The following is a 17,341-nucleotide window of genomic DNA, read 5'->3' as shown; positions in this document are numbered from 1 at the left end:
CAATTCTCAGAACCAGAGCCCGATCTGCGGATCGGGCTCTTTACGTTCGATCATCAGGCCTTTCTGTTCGAGCAGGCCGATGAGCTTCTCGGTGTCTTCAATGTTCAGGAAGCCGCCAATTGATACTTCTGTATCCCGATGGGTGAGTGACAGTTTGGCCGGCGTGAACGGATGCGGCGGTGATTGGATCCGAAGCCGTGCATAGCGGGTGGGGAGCGTCCATTCTGCCTGCTTGCGTTTTCTGCCCTTCTCCAGATGAATGTCGTCACGGCTAATGGAGAGAACCTCTTGCCGCTGGCATGCCCGGGATGTGAGGTAGATGCCGCAGGCAAGCGCGACAAGTTCCAGCCCGGCAAACGGGATGATTACCCAGGCGCCTATGAGCGTGAATCCCGTGGCTATGAGGGCTGAAAGCACGAACAGGGCGGCCCAGATTCTGACATTGCCATGCCAGCTCAGGGAGCGGTTGGGGGTGAGAATTAGCCGGAAGCCGTCCGGATGTGGCAAGCGTTCCACCATGGAATCTGCCTCAGTATTAACGCGCCGCTTGACTTGATGATAGTCAATTATACGGTGAGCGCGACCTGATCAGATCTGGCAGTTGGCTGGCGGAACGGTCTCGAAAACCGAGCGGGCAGCCGCCAATTGATTCTGCAGCGAGGCAATGCGGGTATCGTGATTCGGGTGGGTGGAGAGAAATTCCAGCGGTTGTGCGCCTGAAGCCCGCGCCATATTCTGCCAGAGGCGAACACTCTGGTCCGGTTCGAAGCCGGCTCGGGCCATGATTTCCAGACCCATCAGATCTGCCTCCTCCTCATGGGCACGGCTGAACGGCAGGGTGATGCCCAGTTGGGCACCGATGCCGAGGGCCTGCTGAATCTGGTCCTCGGCAATTTCGCTCTCGGTGAACAGGCCGATCAGCAGCATGCCGGCTTGCAGACCCAGTTCCTGGGTCAGCCGTTCATTGCCATGATCGGCAAGAACGTGGGCAATTTCGTGGCCAACGACCGTGGCCAGTTGCGCCTGATTCTCCGCGATCTCCAGAAGGCCTGAATGCACGCCGATTTTCCCTCCGGGCAGGGCGAAAGCATTGGGCGTGGGGTTATCGAAGACGGCTACCTCCCAGGATTGGGGCATAGGAGCTTCCGGATACTCCGTCTGGGCGGCGACCACCAGGGCTTCCGTGATGCATTGGACGAGCCGGTTGACATCCGGCCGTGTGATCAAGGCGTTCTGCTGTTTCATCTGCTCGAAATTTTGCTGCCCCATGTCCGCCAGAACAGCGTCGGGAACCAGGGCCAGCCGGTTCCGACCGGTGGGGGATTCCTGACAGCCGGTCAGGAATATGAGTGCTGCAAGAGTGAGAATCAGCGCCTTCAATCAGAACTCCGTTGTCACTCGTGAAGAAGTGGGTGGGGCACAGTATCGTCGCTCCGGGCGGCCGACAGTACCATAGGTCACTTCGGCGGACAGCTCTTCGGTACCCACCAGGTATTCCAGGTAACGACGCGCAGTGGTTCGGGAGGCGCCGATGGCTGCTCCGACTTCCTCGGCACTCAGGTGGTGACCGCTCGCCATCACCGCCCGGATCTTGTCCAGGGTCAGTGCATCAATCCCCTTGGGCAATCGCTGATCCATACTCTGGACAGTTTCGTTGGACGTTCTTGGAAGCAGGGCGTCCACCTCCTTCTGCGCGACATGATGCAGTGAAGACAAGCGCGCCATGTGCTCACGGTAGCGGTTCACGGCCTCCTGCAAGCGCTCGAATACCAGCGGCTTCAGGATATAGTCGAAAACGCCACCTCGCAAAGCGCTGCGCAGGGTTTCGACCTCCTTGGCGGCGGTAATCAGGATGACATCGCTACCGCTGTCTTCAGCCCTCAGTTCCCGAAGCAGTTCAAGACCATTGCCATCGGGAAAGTAAACGTCAAGCAAAATCAGGTCGGGTGCCAGTATTTCAATCTGGTCCCGGGCATCGGCAAGCGTATGGGCTATGCCGCAGAGCTCAACGTCTTCCAGCCGCTCAACAAAGCGTCGCTGTATTTCGGCAATTTTCCGGTCATCCTCCACAATCAGCAGGCGAATGGTGGTCAATGTTCGAACCTCCGCTCGGGCTTTTTCGGTAAGTATAGGGTAAAGCGACTGCCGCCTTCCGGGATGTTATCGACGGTTACCGAGCCGCCCCAGTACACAAGAAACTGTTGCACCAGATGCAGGCCATAGCCGCGGGCTTCCCCTTCCTTGCTGCTGACCCCTTTCTCGAAAATCCGCTGTCGTTCAGACTCCGGGATACCGGGTCCCTGATCCTGGACTTCGAAAATCAGCTCCTGGCCGAGATCGGTCATCGAGAGTTGTACTCGCCCACTTGCACCTGCCTCCAGGCGTGTAGCGTCCAGGGCATTATCGATGAGGTTACCAAGTACGCTGACGAGCTGATCCCGGGGCAGGGCGGCAGGCAAATCTGCCATCTGACTGTCGGGATCGATATCCAGTCGTAATCCCATTTCCCGGGCGCGATTGTATTTTCCGAGCAGGCAACCGGCGATGACCGGGTCAGGCACGGCCTCCAGCAGCAGGTGAATAAGCGCCTGATGGTCACTCACTTCACTGCCAATCAGATTCAAGGCTTCGTCGGTAGCCCCGATCTGGATAAGCCCGGCAATGGTGTGGAGTTTGTTCGAATATTCGTGGGTCTGGCTGCGCAGGGTATCCGCATATTGCTGAATCCGCGTCAGTTGTCGGCTTACCTGATCCAGTTCATTGCGCAGCCGGAAGCTGGCAACGACGCCAATGATTTCGTCGCCCTGGCGCACGGGCAATCGGTTAACTACCATCTGGCGTCCACGCAGCCAGATCTCCCGGTCGAAATCTGGGTGGCCGGATTCCAGTACCGACATCAGGCTGCTTTCCGGCAGAACCTCCAGAATCGGGCGGCCGGCAAGAGGATTGTTGGTTGGCAAATCCAGTGTTTCATAGGCTGCACGGTTTGCTGTGGTGATAATCCCGTCCCGATTAACGGCAATGATTCCTTCCCGCACGGACTGGAGGGTTGCCTCCCGTTCCTGGAACAGCCGGGCGATTTCCTCCGGCTCCAGCCCGAAGATGGCCTGCTTGAATCGGCCGGCGATGACAATGGCTGACAGGATGGTGACCAACAGCATCAGCCCTACCACACCATAGAGGACAAAGTTGTATCGCTGAATCGTGGTTTCGACCTGCTCAAGGCTGTATCCGACCGAGACGATACCTACGATCTCACCGGTTTCCAGAACGGTGATGGGGGCCTTGCCCCGCATGGATTCGCCTAGGCTGCCCCTGGCAAGGGCGACATAGGCATTGCCCTCCACAAGGGCCTTGCGGCCAAAGTCGCCATCATCATCACCCATTGAGTGGCCAAGGCGGGTCGGGTCGGGGTGGGCCAGACGGACGGCTTTGTGATCGCCAATCACGATGAACAAAGCCTCGTTGGTATCGGTCAATCGTGTGGCAAGTCGGTTCAGGCCCTCTACGTCACGGGCGCGAACGCCATCAATCACCGCGGGAGTGGCGGCTACGGTTTTTGCCACCATCAGCGCCCGCTGGCCGATCTCGTCGTACAGGGAATCGCTCAGGTAATAGCCGGCAAAGCCACCGATGAGCATGGTCTGAAGCGCGCCCAGCAGACCCAGCGTGAGGATCATTCGGGTTTTGAGTTTGGTTTTTCGTAGCACGGATCGTTCATGGCTTGTTGTCGTTTGGTTCTCAGGGTACTGCATGATCGCCCGGGTTGCCCGTGATCAATATGAACAAAATGCCCGTTAAGCCCTTTAAAGGCGTTACTTGCAGAAGCTTCCGGATCTCGGCTTTCACCTATTAACCTGCCCGCAATCGCTCCTCTGGCCTGCCACAGCCAGGGACCCGGCCAACACGGTCCTGCCTCAGGAGTGATCACAAAAACAAGTTGATGAGGTGACAATCATGTTTATCAAACGAACCCTGTCTTTCGTGGCGGCTGCGGCCGTCTCCATGTCTGCCATGGCCTGGCAGCCCTCCGGGAAAGTGGAATGTCTTGCCCCTGCCGATCCCGGCGGCGGTTGGGATTTCACCTGCCGCAGTGTCGGTAACGTGTTGCAGGATCTTGCCCTTGTGGATGGCAGTGTGCAGACCGTCAACATGGCGGGCGCCGGCGGCGGCGTCGCCTATGCGCACACGGTGAGCAAGCGGGCCGACGACAACAAGCTGCTCGTTGCCGCGTCTACTGCCACCACCACCCGCCTCGCCCAGGGGCAGTTCCCCGGTATGAACGCCGATATGGTGACCTGGGTCGGTGCGCTCGGTGCCGATTACGGCATCATTGCCGTTGGCAAGGACTCCGAGTACCAGTCCCTCAATGCCCTGATGGATGCCGTAAAGGCCAACCCGAAGTCTGTGAAGTTCGCCGGTGGCAGCGCACGTGGCGGCTGGGACCATCTCAAGGTGCTGATTGCTGCCAAGGCAGCGGGTGCCGACAAGCTCCCCTCGATACCCTACCTCTCCTACAACAATGGCGGCGAGGCTATGAGTCAGGTTGTTGGTGGACAGGTGGACGCGTTCACCGGAGATATTTCGGAAGCCACCGGCTTTCTTGAGTCTGGTGACCTGAGGGTGGTAGCAGTGCTCTCCGAGGAACGTCTGCCCGGAAAATTCAGAGACCTTCCAACAGCTAAGGAGCAGGGCATTGATGCGGTTGGTCCGAACTGGCGTGGCTTCTACATGCCAAAAGGCGCCAGCGAGGAAGCCAAGTCCTACTGGGTTGAGGCTGTCGATACTCTCTACGCCAGTGAGGAGTGGAAAAAGGTTATGAAGAGCAATGGCCTGATTCCGTTCCACCCGCCGGCTAGCAAGTTCGACGAGTTTGTTCGCAACCAGGTGCAGGACATTGAGATCCTCTCACGTGAAATAGGGCTCCTCAAATGACCAGTCTCGGTGATCGTATTCTCGGTCTGGGTCTGCTCGTTCTCGCCGTTGCCTATGGCTGGGCCGCCCAGCAGTGGCCCGAGCCATTCGGTGGTGCCGAGACCGTGGGCCCGGAAACCTTTCCCACCATGCTCGCGGTTGTTCTGGTGGCAGGTAGCCTCTACCTCATGATCAAGCCAGATCCGGATGCCCAGTGGCCGATCGGCAAATCCGCCTTTGAACTTATGGTTTCGCTGGTGGTTCTTGTGGTCTACACGCTGCTGCTGGAGCCTCTCGGCTTTGTCATCGCCACCACCCTCGCTGTGGGCACCCTCAGTTGGCGCATGGGTGCAGCGCCAAAACCGGCGTTCCTCACGGGGCTGCTGAGCGCTGTGGTGGTCTTCGTGCTGTTCAATTACGGATTGTCCCTGAGTCTCCCGGCCGGCTTGCTGGAGGTGCACTGATGGAAACGCTTGGCTTCTTGATGGAGGGGTTTGCCGTTGCGTTGACCCCTTACAACCTGATGTTTGCGCTATTCGGTGCGTTCGTGGGCACATTGATTGGATGTCTGCCCGGTCTGGGGCCTGCGAATGGTGTCGCCATTCTTATTCCCCTGGCTTTCACCCTTGGCCTGCCGCCGGAAACCGCGATGATCCTGCTGACAGCAGTGTACGCCGGTGCCATGTACGGTGGCCGGATTTCCTCGATCCTGCTGAACATTCCGGGTGATGAACCGGCGATGATGACCTGTCTGGATGGGTATCCCATGGCTCAGAAGGGCCGGGCAGCCGACGCTCTCGCAGTTTCCGCAATTGCCTCCTTCGCTGGGGGTCTGATTGGCACTATCGGTTTGATCATGCTGGCTCCGGTGCTCGCCAGGTTTGCCCTTACCTTTGGACCGGCCGAGTACTTTGCCCTGTTCCTGCTGGCCTTTGCCACGCTGGGTGGAATTACCGGCAAGAACCCGGTGAAAACTGTGGTCGCTGCCACTCTGGGGATCATGATCTCCACCGTGGGCATCGACATCTCGACCGGAACCCAGCGCTATACCTTTGGTGTTCTGGAGCTGTATGAGGGTATCGATTTCATCCTGGCCATTGTCGGGCTGTTTGCCATCTCCGAGCTGCTGTTTTTCGTGGAATCCCGGATGGGGCGTGGCCGCGACAAGATGAACGTGGGCAAGCTGACTCTGACCATGAAAGAGTTGATGATGACGATCCCGACCCAGCTGCGTGGTGGTGTGCTTGGTTTTATCTCCGGTGTTTTGCCTGGGGCCGGTGCTTCATTGGGCAGCTTCATAAGCTATACCCTCGAAAAGCAGGTGGTCGGTAAGAAAGGCAAGTTTGGTGAGGGCGACATCCGGGGTGTTGTGGCGCCGGAAGCGGGCAACAACGGTGCATCTTCGGGGGCCCTGGTGCCTATGCTGACCCTGGGGGTTCCAGGTAGTGGCACCACCGCGGTTCTGCTTGCCATGCTGATCTCCTTGAACATCACGCCGGGACCGCTGATGTTTACCCAGAACGCGGACATCGTCTGGGGCGTCATCGCAGCCCTGTTGATCGGTAACGTCCTGCTGCTGGTGTTGAATATTCCGCTGGTGGGCTTCTTCGTGAAGCTGCTGTCGGTGCCACCGATGTATCTGCTGCCCATCGTTACGATGGTGGCGTTCGTTGGCATCTATTCGATCAGCCACAGCACTTTCGATCTGTACTTCATGGTGGCGTTCGGTGTCGCCGGCTACTTCCTGCGCAAGCTGGAAATTCCCCTGGTGCCGATCATCCTGGGCCTGCTCTTGGGGCCGGAGATGGAAAAGAACCTTGGCCATGCCCTGGTGCTCTCCGATGGCGACTGGAGCGTGCTCTGGGCAAGCCCGCTTGCAATGGGGCTCTGGATCGTTGCAGGCATGGGACTGATTCTTCCCTACCTGGTAGGCCCCCTTTTGCGTCGGCGAATGAACGCCGCTATGAAGGAGAGCCCGGTCAGCGATTGATTACTCCCACCTGACGATCTGCAGTCAGTCTTTGCACCGGGCCTGTCCCGGTGCTTTTTTGTGTGTCATAAAGAGAGTCGGGAATACGATTCAAAAGGTGACAGACCTGCTTTGACCGTCTTTGGTAGGATGGGCATAGAGAATTCCGAGGGAAAGACTGTTATGAGGGTGATGTTGCTGGGCGCTACCGGCCTGACTGGTGGCAAAGTGCTACAGGGTTTGCTGGGCAGGGATGAAGTTTCGCAGGTGGTGGCGCTGGTGAGGCACAAGCTGCCGACGCTGCACGACAAACTCGCACAGCATGAAGTCGATTTCGATCGGTTGGACGAGCATGCCGAACTGTTCGATGTGGATGTGATTATCTGCTGCCTGGGCACAACCATCAAAAAGGCCGGCTCACAGGATCAGTTTCGGAAGGTTGATCTGGGCTACCCCCTGAAAGCTGGGGGGCTGGGCCGCTCTCATGAGGTGCGGGCTTTTATCCTGATGTCTGCCATCGGTGCCTCATCCTCGTCGACTATTTTCTATAACCGGGTGAAGGGCGAGCTTGAAGATGCCCTGAGAAATCTCGGTTACCCCTACTTGTCCATCTATCACCCCAGTCTGTTGTTGGGCGACCGGAAAGAACAGCGCACCGCCGAGGCCCTGGGCATCAAGGCGATGCCGCTGGTCAACCGTCTGCTTATTGGTCCCCTGGATAAGTACCGCGGCATTGAGGCGCAAACAGTGGCCAGTGCCATGGTCAATGAAGCCTGCCGTTTGGCGGCGGAACCCGCCGCCGAGCAAGTGGTCCAGACGCGCGAATACGATGAGATCGTCCAACTGGCGGACTGAGCCAGCTATTTGCCGTTCAGAATGCCGACCACCAGACGGCCGGCAAGGCCAATGAGAATGGCCCCAAAGATACGCTCGAACCACACAGCTTTCTGTCTGAGCAGGGTCAGCCATTTCGGGTTGGAGAACAGCCAGGCAACGATCAGGTACCAACTGGTATCAATGACAAGAGCCGTTGCGGCGTAGCCGAATTTGGCCAGCAAGCTGGTTTCAGTGCCGACCACCTGGCTGAACAGGGCCAGAAAGAACACGGCGATTTTCGGGTTGAAGAACGCGATCAGAAAACCGTCGCGGGCTGCACTTTTGGTGGTGGGCGGCTCGGGCAGTTCGTCATCCGGCTGCCGCTTTGCCATCAGTCCCTTCACGCCCAGCCAGGCCAGGTACAGGGCGCCGCCCCACTGCAGGATTGAAAACGCCGTTGGCGAGGCGGTGATGATGGCCGCGAGCCCGAGGATGCTCAGAAAGGCATAGATGCCGACACCGATACCATGGGCAAGGGCGGTGATCACACCGTTGCGGCGACCGCCGGTAAGCGTCTGCTTGAGCACCAGTGCCAGAGACGGGCCTGGTGACATGGCGCCCAGAATACAGATAGTGACAACAGCCAACCAGGTGGCAAGCGTCATGGTGGATCCGTCCTTTGCAAATGAAACAGGCCGCCAATTCTAGCAGCCTGATCATTGTCAAAAACCTGGAAACTGCAATCAGTTCAATGCTCAATCACCCGCCAGAATCCAGCGGGCGGCCTTTTCAGCAATCATCAGGGTTGGGGAATTGGTATTGCCGCTGGTGATGGTGGGCATCACGCCAGCATCCACCACACGCAGTCCGGAAACGCCCCGAACCCTAAGGTGCGGGTCCACCACCGCCTGGTCATCATCGGCACGCCCCATGCGGGTGGTGCCCACCGGATGAAAGATCGTCGTGCCAATATCCCCGGCCAGCTTGGTCAGTTCGTCGTCGGTTTGGTACTCCAGACCGGGTTTGAATTCCTCCGGCTGGTACTGCTGAAACGCCGGCTGGTTTGCTATAAGCCGGGTCACCCTCAATGAATCTGCGGCCACTTTCCTGTCTTCCGGCGTGCTCAGGTAATTGGGAACGATGGCCGGTGCCTGTTTAGGATCGTTACTGCGGATACGCACCGTGCCACGGCTGGTGGGGTTCAGGTTGCAGACGCTGGCGGTGATGGCCGGGAACTTGTGCAGTGGTTGGCCGAAGGCATCCAGGCTCAGGGGTTGAACGTGGTATTCAATGTTGGCGTGTTTGTACTCCTCGGAGCTGCGGGTGAACAGGCAAAGCTGTGACGGTGCCATGCTCATGGGGCCGGAGCGTGTGAGGAGGTACTCCAGACCTATACGGGCCTTGCCAATCAGCGAATTGGCCATGGTATTCAGAGTGGTGACACCCTTCACCTTGTACACGGAGCGGATCTGCAGATGGTCCTGAAGGTTCTCACCCACACCGGGTAGATCGGCAACCACGTCAATGCCGTGCTCTTTCAGAAGATCGGCGGGACCGATTCCGGAGAGCTGCAACAGTTGCGGTGAGCCAATGGCGCCGGCAGAGAGAATGACTTCCCGCTTCGCCCTCGCCGTGAATTTGCCTTCACCGGGCCGTTCAACGCGCACACCCGTGCAGCGGGGGCCGGTTTCAGAGATTTCCGTTTCCAGACCGAGCACGTGAGTGGAGTGCCAGAGCGTCAGGTTGGGGCGTTTTTCTGCTTCCCGCAGAAAGGCTTTGGAGGTGTTCCAGCGCCAGCCGGAGCGCTGGTTCACCTCGAAGTAATCCACGCCCTCGTTGTCGCCGCGATTGAAATCCCGCGTTCGCGGAATACCCGCCTCAACACAGGCCGTTGCGAAGTCTTCCAGAACCTTCCATTTCAGCCGCTGGTGCTCTACCCGCCATTCACCGCCGTGGCCGTGGTACTTGTGGTGCTCCGGGTCGGCATCGCCGCCGTCGTCCAGCCGGTAGTGGTCCTCGTGGCGCATGAAGTCTGGCAGGCAGTTGTCCCAGCTCCAGTCGCTTTCACCGGTGATGTCGGACCACTGGTCATAATCCCGGGCCTGGCCGCGGATGTAGAGCATACCGTTAATGCTGGAGCAGCCGCCGAGGGTCTTGCCCCGGGGATAAATCAGGGAACGGCCATTCAGGCCAGGGTCCGGCTCGGTGCGGAAGCGCCAGTCGGTGCGTGGGTTGTCAATGCAGTACAGGTAGCCGACCGGGATGTGGATCCAGTGGTAGTTGTCCCTCCCACCGGCCTCGATGAGCAGCACCCGGTTGTCCGGGTTTGCGCTCAGGCGGTTGGCGAGCAGACAGCCGGCTGTGCCGGCGCCCACGATGATAAAGTCGAATTCCTGCTGTCCCGTCGCGTTATTGTTGTCGGACATGGCGCTTTCTCCGCAGCTCGTTCCGTTGTTATTTGGCTGTTGGCATAACAAATTCCGCACCGGCATCAATGGAATCAGACCAGCGCTGCATGATGGATTTCTGACGGGTGTAGAACTTCACGCCTTCCTCGCCATAGGCATGGGTGTCGCCGAACATGGAGCGTTTCCAGCCGCCAAAGCCGTGCCACGCCATTGGGACGGGAATGGGAACGTTAATCCCGACCATGCCCACCTGGATTCTGCGACCGAATTCCCGGGCGACGGTGCCGCTTTCGGTGAAGCAGCTGACACCGTTGCCAAATTCGTGATCATTGATCAGGCGGATGGCGGTAGCAATATCCGGCACCCGAACGCAGGCCAGAACGGGGCCGAAGATTTCTTCTTTATAGATCGTCATGTCGGGCGTGACATGATCGAACAGTGAACCGCCCATCCAGAAACCTTCGGCACAGCCCTCACCGGTGGTCGATGCATCGAACTCGCGGCCATCGACCAACAGTTCGGCACCTTCGGCCACACCCTTGTCAATGTAGCCGGTAATACGCTGGTGTGCGGCGGCGGTAACAATTGGTCCCATCTCGGCATCCAGCTGTTCGCCGTTCTTCACTTTCAAGCTTCGGGCCCGCTCGGCCAGTCTTGGCATGATCTTGTCCGCAACATCCCCAACCAGTACCGCAACGCTGATGGCCATGCAACGCTCGCCGGCGCTGCCATAAGCCGCGCCGATCAGGGCGTCGACGGCTTTGTCCAGATCGGCATCGGGCATCACCACCATGTGGTTCTTGGCCCCGCCAAGGGCCTGGATGCGCTTGCCGTGTTTGGCGCCTTTCTCGTACAGCAGGTTGGCGATCGGTGTGGAGCCGACAAAACTCAGGGCCTGGACATCCGGATGCTCGATCAGTGCGTTCACTGCGTCCTTGTCACCCTGGACCACATTGAATACGCCATCGGGCAGGCCGGCCTGTTTCAGAAGATCGGCGATCATCAGGGAGGCGCTGGGGTCCAGCGGGCTGGGCTTCAGAACAAAAGTGTTGCCCGCTGCGATGGCCACCGGGAACATCCACATCGGCACCATGGCAGGGAAGTTGAAAGGTGTTACCCCGGCGACCACGCCCAGCGGCTGTCGGGTGGTCCAGTTATCGATACCCGTGCTCACCTGTTCCGTGTAATCGCCTTTGAGCAACTGGGGAATACCACAGGCAAACTCGACAATGTCGATGCCCCGGGCCACTTCCCCCTGGGCGTCGGTGAAGACCTTGCCATGTTCGGCGGTAATGGCGCGGGCAAGGTCGTCCTTGTGCGTGTTCAGCAGCTCCAGAAACTTGAACATCACCCGCGCCCGGCGGATGGGAGGTGTATCGGCCCAGGCCGGGAACGCCGCATCGGCGGCAGCAACAGCGGCATTCACATCGTCGCGGTTGGCCAGGGCAACCTGTCCGGTTACCTGGCCAGTAGCCGGGTTGAACACGTCCTGAGTCTGACTGCCAGTGCCTGATGATATTTGGCCATTGATATAATGGTGGATGGTCGCGTCGGTCATGGATGCCTCTGTCTTTTCGTTTTTAGCCGATGGGAAGTGGCAGAAGTTTCTATTCTGCGGGCTAAAGATCCGAATTGGTTAATATCTAACCATATAGGGTAGGGGTGGCTATTGGGTAAAGCAATTGAGATTTTTAAAAGCAAGATATAAGTTAATCTTATATTGTTGCTCTGGAAACGAGGTCTTGTATGCATCCCCTTCAGAGCCTTCGGGCATTCGTTACCGTAGCGCGGGAGGGTAGCGTTTCCCGTGCTGCGATTCGCCTTCACCTGACCCAGCCGGCAGTTAGTCTGAAACTGAAGCAATTGCAGGACGAGTTGGGCCTGAAGCTGTTTCTGCGCAAACCTCAGGGGCTGGTCCTGACACCGGATGGCCAGGCGCTGCTGCCCACGGCAGAGAAAGCGCTGGCGGCCGTGGCGGCCTTTGAGCAGAGCGCCCGGGCACTGCACAGCACCCTGAGAGGGCGTTTGCGAATCGGCACCATTGTGGATCCGGAATTCATCCGTCTGGGGGCATTTCTGCACCGGCTGGTCGAGCGGGCGCCGCAACTGGAAACCGAACTACGGCAGGGTATGAGCGGCAGCGTATTGGAGCAGGTCCGTGATGGCCGGCTCGACGTCGGGTTTTTCCTGGCGCCGCCGGGTGTTGGGCCGGGTCCCCTGGCACCCGATGTGACTCATCGTGAGCTGACCCGGTTCAATTATTATGTCGTTGCCCCGGCAGGCTGGGGGCCGAGAATTCGATCTGCGAAATGGTCTGATCTGGCCACCATGCCCTGGATTGTGACACCCGTGGACTCCGTTCATCACCGGCTGCTCAAAGGCACTCTGGAACCACTTGGGTTAATGCCCCGGGGCGTAGCAGAGGTCGATCAGGAGGCCTGCATGCTGGACCTGGTTCGGGCCGGTGTGGGTTTGAGTCTCGCGCGGGACGCACTTGCCATGGCTGAGCGCCAGGAAACCGGCCTGGAAATTGTCGACGGAGTGCAACTGCCCTGTGCGCTCAGCTTTATATGGCACCGCGACCGCCAGGACGAGCCCCTGATTGCGGAAGCGCTGGAAGCCTTGTCGGGCGTCTGGGCTGTTAGCCCAGCGTAGCGTCCAGGAACATCATCACGGCGAAACCACCCATCAGGCAGAAGGTAGACATGATTTTCCATTGCCGATGGTGGGTTTCGGGGATAATTTCGTTGCTGATGATGAACAACATAGCGCCCGCTGCGAAGCCCAGAGTCCAGGGCATCAGGGGCTCGGCCAGCCACACCAGGGTGGCGCCGAACAGGCCGCCCAACGGTTCGGCGAGGCCGGTCATCAGAGCAATGCTGAAGGCCTTGATTCGGGAATAATCGATGGCAAGCAGTGAAAATGCTACTGCCAACCCTTCGGGGATATTCTGAAGCCCGATCCCGGTGGCCAATACATACCCGTTATTCACGTCGCCGCCAGCAAAACCGACGCCCACGGCCATGCCCTCGGGAAAGTTGTGAAGGGTGATGGCGACGATAAAGAGCCAGATGCCGCGAATGTAGGAGGCGTCCGGTCCCTCCCGGCCAAGCTCGAAATGCTGGTGTGGGAGTTTCTGGTGAACGAAATAGAGTGCGGCGGCGCCGGAGAGCAGGCCAAAGATGACAATCAGCGCGGCGGTCCAGGTTTCGCCGGTAATCTGCTCACCATACTCCAGACCCGGCAACAGCAATGAAAAAAATGAAGCTGCCAGCATCACACCTGCGGCTGAGGCCAGCATTCCGTCCCGTAGTTTATGGGTGAGGGTACGGACAAGGAATACACCCAGAGCGCCCACACCGCTGGCGAGGCCTGCCAGCAGGCTGGCAATTGTGCCCAGCCAGACAATACTGATGTCTGAGGTCATTCAGTCTCCCGTTGGCTTGTGATGTCAGCATAGCAGCTTGAAGTAGCTACGCCGGAGGAACCCTGTTGGGTCCCTCCGGCTGCATTAATCGGGAGGGAGAGGTCAGGCGGCGTTTTGCTTGCGCCAGGCCAGTTCGTTGGAAATGGTGGCCTTCGGCTGCAGCATCGTGAAATCGATGTCTGCAATCTCTTTGCCGTCCTTGAGGCGCTTTACAAAGTCAGGGTTTGCGAGCGCTTTCTTACCGACCGCCAGCAGTGCGCCTGGGAAATGATTGGCCACGTCCTGGCAGTTGGTTTCGTTAATGTTGCCATTGAGGATCAGACCGATCCCTTCAACGCTGGCGGCCACGCCAGCCAGACTCTCATCACCCTCTACAAAATGCTTCCGGTTAACGTCACCGTCGGTTGTATGGACGAAATCGGCACCTGCATCGCGGACCGCTTCCACAATCTGACGGAATCCGGCTTCACCTTCCGGAAGCTGGTAGTCAGGGTCGGTGACTGTGCCCTGGGACAGGCGAATCCCTACTGTGAAGTCCTCGCCGACGGCCTCGCGAACCGCACGGACCACGTCAACCACCAGGCGCAGCCGGTTTTCCAGTGACCCGCCGTATTCATCGTCCCGTTGGTTAAAGTAGGTACTCAGGAACTGATTCAGCAGATAGCCATTGGCACCGTGAATTTCAATGCCATCGAAACCGGCGGCTTTCGCATTGGTGGCGGATTTTGCGAAACCATCAATAGCTGCCTGAATGTCGGTTTTGGTCATGGCGCTGGGGGGTTGCCACTCGGTTTGGTCGCCATAGAAACCCAGCGGGGCTCCTTTTGGGGTGACTTCGCTGGGCCCCTGGGGCTGTTCGGTGAAACGGTTGGCCTGGAACTGCGCGCCGGCATGCATCAACTGCACAATGATTTTGCTGCCTGCGGCGTGCACCCTGTCAACAATGGTCTTCCAGCCATCAATCTGATCCTGGTTGATGATGCCGGGCTGATTGGCATAGCCCTGGCTTGCCTTGTCATCGGTATAGGTTCCCTCAGTGATCACCAGACCGAAGCCGCCCTTGGCGTAGCCTTCATAGTGATCGGCCATCAGGGCATTCGGAGTGCCGTCTGGCTCCGCGCTGGTGCGCGTCATCGGTGCCAGGGCGAACCGATTAGGTACCTCGATAGATTTGAATTTGATGGATTGCATCACGTCGCTCATAGATACCCTCACATTTCAGTGAATTGCTGGGCATCTACTATCGGGCCGTGCCGCGGACTCTTAAAGCGAAGAATATCGACACAGCCTGTCAGTATTTTTGAATGATTATTCCGGAGCGCCAGTTTTTGCGTCGGAGTGGCCAAGCGAACGTTCCGGCGCAATCTGGTCCCGAACCAGTTGCTTGAGTTTGGTGATTTCCGGGAAGCCGCCGTCTTCTTTGCGGGACCAGATACGCCTGTCATTAACCCATACCTCGAAAATGCCGCCAGTACCCGGGTGCAGGCTCAGTTCACTGATCTCGCCATCGAAGGTTGTCAGCAGCTCCTGCGCCATCCAGGCGGAGCGCAGAAGCCAGCGGCAACCGGTGCAGTAGTGGATATCGATTTTGCTAGTCATGATGAATCAGTCCGTGTCGTAGGTGGGATAGACCGAGCGCGACAGGGTGGGCTCGCAGCCGACAACGCCACGGGCCTGTTTATGGGCGTGGAGATACCAACGCTGGCCGGCTTCTGCGAAGGTATTTCTGCCCACGGCAAAGTCCGCGTTTTCCATGGTTGCCGGAATAGGCGAGCCGTCGGCGTGGCGATAAACGCAGCTGACTCCGATCGTCAGCGCCGTTGCAGCCGGGATTTCTATGAAGCCGTCTTCCCGGACAGCCGGCTCTTCGCCGTTGATGCTGATGACCTTCAGGCAGGGACCGTAATGCACCTTTTCGAGATCATCCAGGTATTCGTTGAGACAATGACTGGCGCTGACGAAGACAGCGTCTGCTTCGATGCCATCCTCGGCAGAGGGCAGTGACTGGCATCCGTTTAGTAAAAGTGAACCGAAAACCACGAGCAGGGCCTGTTTCATGGTATCTCCTCAGCTTATCCACTTGCCTTGGTTCATTGCGGGCCCGGTTCCTGAACCAACCCAACAACCGGTGTATTGTAGCGTGCGTCTCCGTCGGGTGTTCCCCTGAGCTGATCGATCAGGCGGGCATCCCGGTTGTACAGATCATTTCGAAATTGCAGGCGGCCTTCACTATCCACCCAGGACGTCCAGTACTGGATATGCACCGGCACCGGTTCGGGCAGCAATACGGTCCGGGGCTCGGCTTCTGAAACCACACGGTCGATTTTCTCACGGGACCAGTCAGGCGATCCCGCCAATAGGCGCTGGGCAAGATCAAACGGCTGTTCAACCCGGATGCAGCCGGAGCTGAACGATCGCTCGCTCCGCGCAAACAGGCCCCGGCCCGGGGTGTCGTGCAGGTACACATCATACTGGTTCGGAAACATGAATTTTACCTGCCCGAGCGCATTCTGAGGGCCGGGTTCCTGAACCAGTTGATAAGGAAAATTGTTCTGGTTCAGTGATGACCAGTCAACGTCCAGCGGATCCACTTTCTGTCGATCTGCGCCCCAGCCCCGGTAGACGCTGATGTTGAGTCGGGAGAGGTAGTCCGGATCCCGGACAATCTGGGGCAACTGGTCCTGAATCATTACCGTCCGGGGTACGGTCCAGTCGGGGTTGAATACCAGGTACCGGATGCGATCACTGAACACCGGGGTTTGTCGGAAGGGCTGGCCCACGATAACGCGCTTTCGCAGCACCTCCTCGCCATTTTCCACCATCTGTAGTTCGAAACCGGCGATGTTGACCAGCACGTAGGTCTCGCCGAGGGATTCGGGCAGCCATCGCCAACGCTCGAGAGTGGCATCAATCTGGCGCAGGCGCTCCACTGGCATCAGGTTGAGCGCTGTCACGGTGTCCGGGCCAATGAGACCGTCGGGTTCAAGGCCGTGCCGGGCCTGAAAACGGGTTACCGCCGATTCAAGGCCTTCATCATACTGGCGCGGGTCTTCGCCTGTGGCGGGTTGCTCCTTCAGTTCCCCCAGCCTGGAGAGTCTGTGGCGGATTTCAGGCATCCGGTCATCCTGGTCCCCGGGCCGGATTGTCGGCCGCACAGCCAGCGGCAACCACGGCTGGCCAAGCAATTTTGTCAGATCCTGCCGGGCTGCCATCAACTTTCGGTAGGCAGGATCGGCAGGCCGCAGGGAATCCAGGGTGACGGCAATATCCCCACGTTCCAATGCTTCAGTCAGAATGGATTCCATCTTTCGCTGGCGACGATTGGCGGTCCACTCGGCGTGAACCGTCTGTGGATTGACCTTGCCCTCCAGCATGTGTGACCCGAGCATGAGAAAAGCGTCTGAGAAGAGCAAATCCAGATCGGCCCTAAGGTCTTCGGAAAAATCGCTCATGGGCCTGAGCGCAAGGCCAGAGAGAATATCTGCGTGATAGTCTGCCGGGTTCAGCCCGTCACCGGCGGCCTGTTCAACCGCATCAATGAGTTGGCGGCGAAGATCGGGCGATTGCCAGGCGCGCTGGTATCCGTTGGCCCCATAAAAGGCCGACAGTGCCTTGTGGGCCATTAGCCTGCTTCCAAGCACCTGCACTGGGAAGCCGGCCTCCATGGCCTCAATCCTGGATACAATGGCTTCATCTGCTGCCAGGCAGACGGGGTGCCAGAGGGCGGCAAACAGGGCAAGAAATGTTGTGGCGAGGTAAAAACGTCTGATTCCATGCATGGGTGTTCTCCACCTCATCCCTGAGAGG

General features: G+C 58.6%; 17 protein-coding genes. 5 read left to right on the top strand and 12 right to left on the bottom strand.

Annotated elements, in window-relative coordinates:
- Positions 1 to 6: 6 nt before the first annotated feature.
- The 4 genes from ACO06L_RS07930 to ACO06L_RS07915 all read right to left on the bottom strand — a co-directional run bounded on the left by ACO06L_RS07930 (position 7) and on the right by ACO06L_RS07915 (position 3,755).
- Complete coding sequence (locus ACO06L_RS07930) at positions 7 to 519, bottom strand: DUF2244 domain-containing protein (protein ID WP_222465083.1); 513 nt, start codon at positions 517 to 519, stop codon at positions 7 to 9.
- Positions 520 to 588: 69 nt separating this feature from the next.
- Positions 589 to 1,380, bottom strand: coding sequence for a M48 family metallopeptidase (locus tag ACO06L_RS07925; protein ID WP_305965981.1), 792 nt, complete (start codon positions 1,378 to 1,380; stop codon positions 589 to 591).
- Positions 1,381 to 2,094, bottom strand: a complete 714-nt coding sequence (locus ACO06L_RS07920; RefSeq protein WP_305965982.1) for a response regulator — start codon at positions 2,092 to 2,094, stop codon at positions 1,381 to 1,383.
- A complete protein-coding gene (locus ACO06L_RS07915) occupies positions 2,091 to 3,755 on the bottom strand; it encodes an ATP-binding protein (RefSeq protein WP_305965983.1) in 1,665 nt (554 codons plus the stop codon). Before ACO06L_RS07915 ends, ACO06L_RS07920 begins: the two co-directional genes overlap by 4 nt.
- Positions 3,756 to 3,957: 202 nt before the next feature.
- Here ACO06L_RS07915 and ACO06L_RS07910 point away from each other — a divergent pair, with 202 nt between their 5' ends.
- The 4 genes from ACO06L_RS07910 (at position 3,958) to ACO06L_RS07895 (ending at position 7,738) form a co-directional block, all read left to right on the top strand.
- Positions 3,958 to 4,935 (top strand): Bug family tripartite tricarboxylate transporter substrate binding protein, encoded by a 978-nt coding sequence (locus tag ACO06L_RS07910; RefSeq protein ID WP_305965984.1) that lies wholly within the window; start codon positions 3,958 to 3,960, stop codon positions 4,933 to 4,935.
- Positions 4,932 to 5,378, top strand: coding sequence for a tripartite tricarboxylate transporter TctB family protein (locus ACO06L_RS07905; protein WP_209400669.1), 447 nt, complete (start codon positions 4,932 to 4,934; stop codon positions 5,376 to 5,378). The genes ACO06L_RS07910 and ACO06L_RS07905 overlap by 4 nt, the downstream gene beginning before the upstream one ends.
- Positions 5,378 to 6,904, top strand: coding sequence for a tripartite tricarboxylate transporter permease (locus ACO06L_RS07900; RefSeq protein ID WP_421845518.1), 1,527 nt, complete (start codon positions 5,378 to 5,380; stop codon positions 6,902 to 6,904). The genes ACO06L_RS07905 and ACO06L_RS07900 overlap by 1 nt, the downstream gene beginning before the upstream one ends.
- A gap of 162 nt (positions 6,905 to 7,066) precedes the next feature.
- Positions 7,067 to 7,738, top strand: a complete 672-nt coding sequence (locus ACO06L_RS07895) for an NAD-dependent epimerase/dehydratase family protein (RefSeq protein ID WP_202347757.1) — start codon at positions 7,067 to 7,069, stop codon at positions 7,736 to 7,738.
- 5 nt (positions 7,739 to 7,743) lie between these two features.
- Here the strand turns inward: ACO06L_RS07895 and ACO06L_RS07890 are convergent, their stop codons facing one another.
- From ACO06L_RS07890 to ACO06L_RS07880, 3 genes are all read right to left on the bottom strand, one after another.
- The gene (locus ACO06L_RS07890; protein ID WP_202347756.1) at positions 7,744 to 8,364 is read right to left on the bottom strand and encodes a LysE family translocator; all 621 of its coding nucleotides are present in this window, start codon (positions 8,362 to 8,364) and stop codon (positions 7,744 to 7,746) included.
- Positions 8,365 to 8,454: 90 nt separating this feature from the next.
- Positions 8,455 to 10,125 carry a GMC family oxidoreductase gene (locus tag ACO06L_RS07885; RefSeq protein WP_202347755.1) on the bottom strand — a complete coding sequence of 557 codons (1,671 nt, stop codon included), beginning with the start codon at positions 10,123 to 10,125 and terminating at the stop codon, positions 8,455 to 8,457.
- A gap of 28 nt (positions 10,126 to 10,153) precedes the next feature.
- Positions 10,154 to 11,665, bottom strand: coding sequence for a CoA-acylating methylmalonate-semialdehyde dehydrogenase (locus ACO06L_RS07880; protein ID WP_202347754.1), 1,512 nt, complete (start codon positions 11,663 to 11,665; stop codon positions 10,154 to 10,156).
- Between the two features lie 188 nt (positions 11,666 to 11,853).
- Here ACO06L_RS07880 and ACO06L_RS07875 point away from each other — a divergent pair, with 188 nt between their 5' ends.
- Positions 11,854 to 12,762, top strand: coding sequence for a LysR family transcriptional regulator (locus ACO06L_RS07875; protein WP_202347753.1), 909 nt, complete (start codon positions 11,854 to 11,856; stop codon positions 12,760 to 12,762).
- Here ACO06L_RS07875 and ACO06L_RS07870 read toward each other — a convergent pair.
- The 5 genes from ACO06L_RS07870 to ACO06L_RS07850 form a co-directional block, all read right to left on the bottom strand.
- Positions 12,749 to 13,534 carry a ZIP family metal transporter gene (locus tag ACO06L_RS07870; protein WP_202347752.1) on the bottom strand — a complete coding sequence of 262 codons (786 nt, stop codon included), beginning with the start codon at positions 13,532 to 13,534 and terminating at the stop codon, positions 12,749 to 12,751. The genes ACO06L_RS07875 and ACO06L_RS07870 overlap by 14 nt on opposite strands.
- Before the next feature lie 102 nt (positions 13,535 to 13,636).
- On the bottom strand, positions 13,637 to 14,737 hold the full coding sequence (locus ACO06L_RS07865; protein WP_202347751.1) for an NADH:flavin oxidoreductase: 1,101 nt from the start codon (positions 14,735 to 14,737) through the stop codon (positions 13,637 to 13,639).
- A 105-nt stretch (positions 14,738 to 14,842) separates the two neighbouring features.
- The gene (locus ACO06L_RS07860; RefSeq protein WP_064228225.1) at positions 14,843 to 15,133 is read right to left on the bottom strand and encodes a SelT/SelW/SelH family protein; all 291 of its coding nucleotides are present in this window, start codon (positions 15,131 to 15,133) and stop codon (positions 14,843 to 14,845) included.
- A gap of 6 nt (positions 15,134 to 15,139) precedes the next feature.
- On the bottom strand, positions 15,140 to 15,592 hold the full coding sequence (locus ACO06L_RS07855; RefSeq protein ID WP_202347750.1) for a hypothetical protein: 453 nt from the start codon (positions 15,590 to 15,592) through the stop codon (positions 15,140 to 15,142).
- A gap of 32 nt (positions 15,593 to 15,624) precedes the next feature.
- The gene (locus ACO06L_RS07850; RefSeq protein ID WP_202347749.1) at positions 15,625 to 17,313 is read right to left on the bottom strand and encodes a L,D-transpeptidase family protein; all 1,689 of its coding nucleotides are present in this window, start codon (positions 17,311 to 17,313) and stop codon (positions 15,625 to 15,627) included.
- Positions 17,314 to 17,341 lie beyond the last annotated feature (28 nt).

It is taken from the genome of Marinobacter sp. (genome assembly GCF_965229985.1).
GTDB lineage: Bacteria > Pseudomonadota > Gammaproteobacteria > Pseudomonadales > Oleiphilaceae > Marinobacter.
This window is presented reverse-complemented; position numbering and strand designations above follow the sequence as displayed.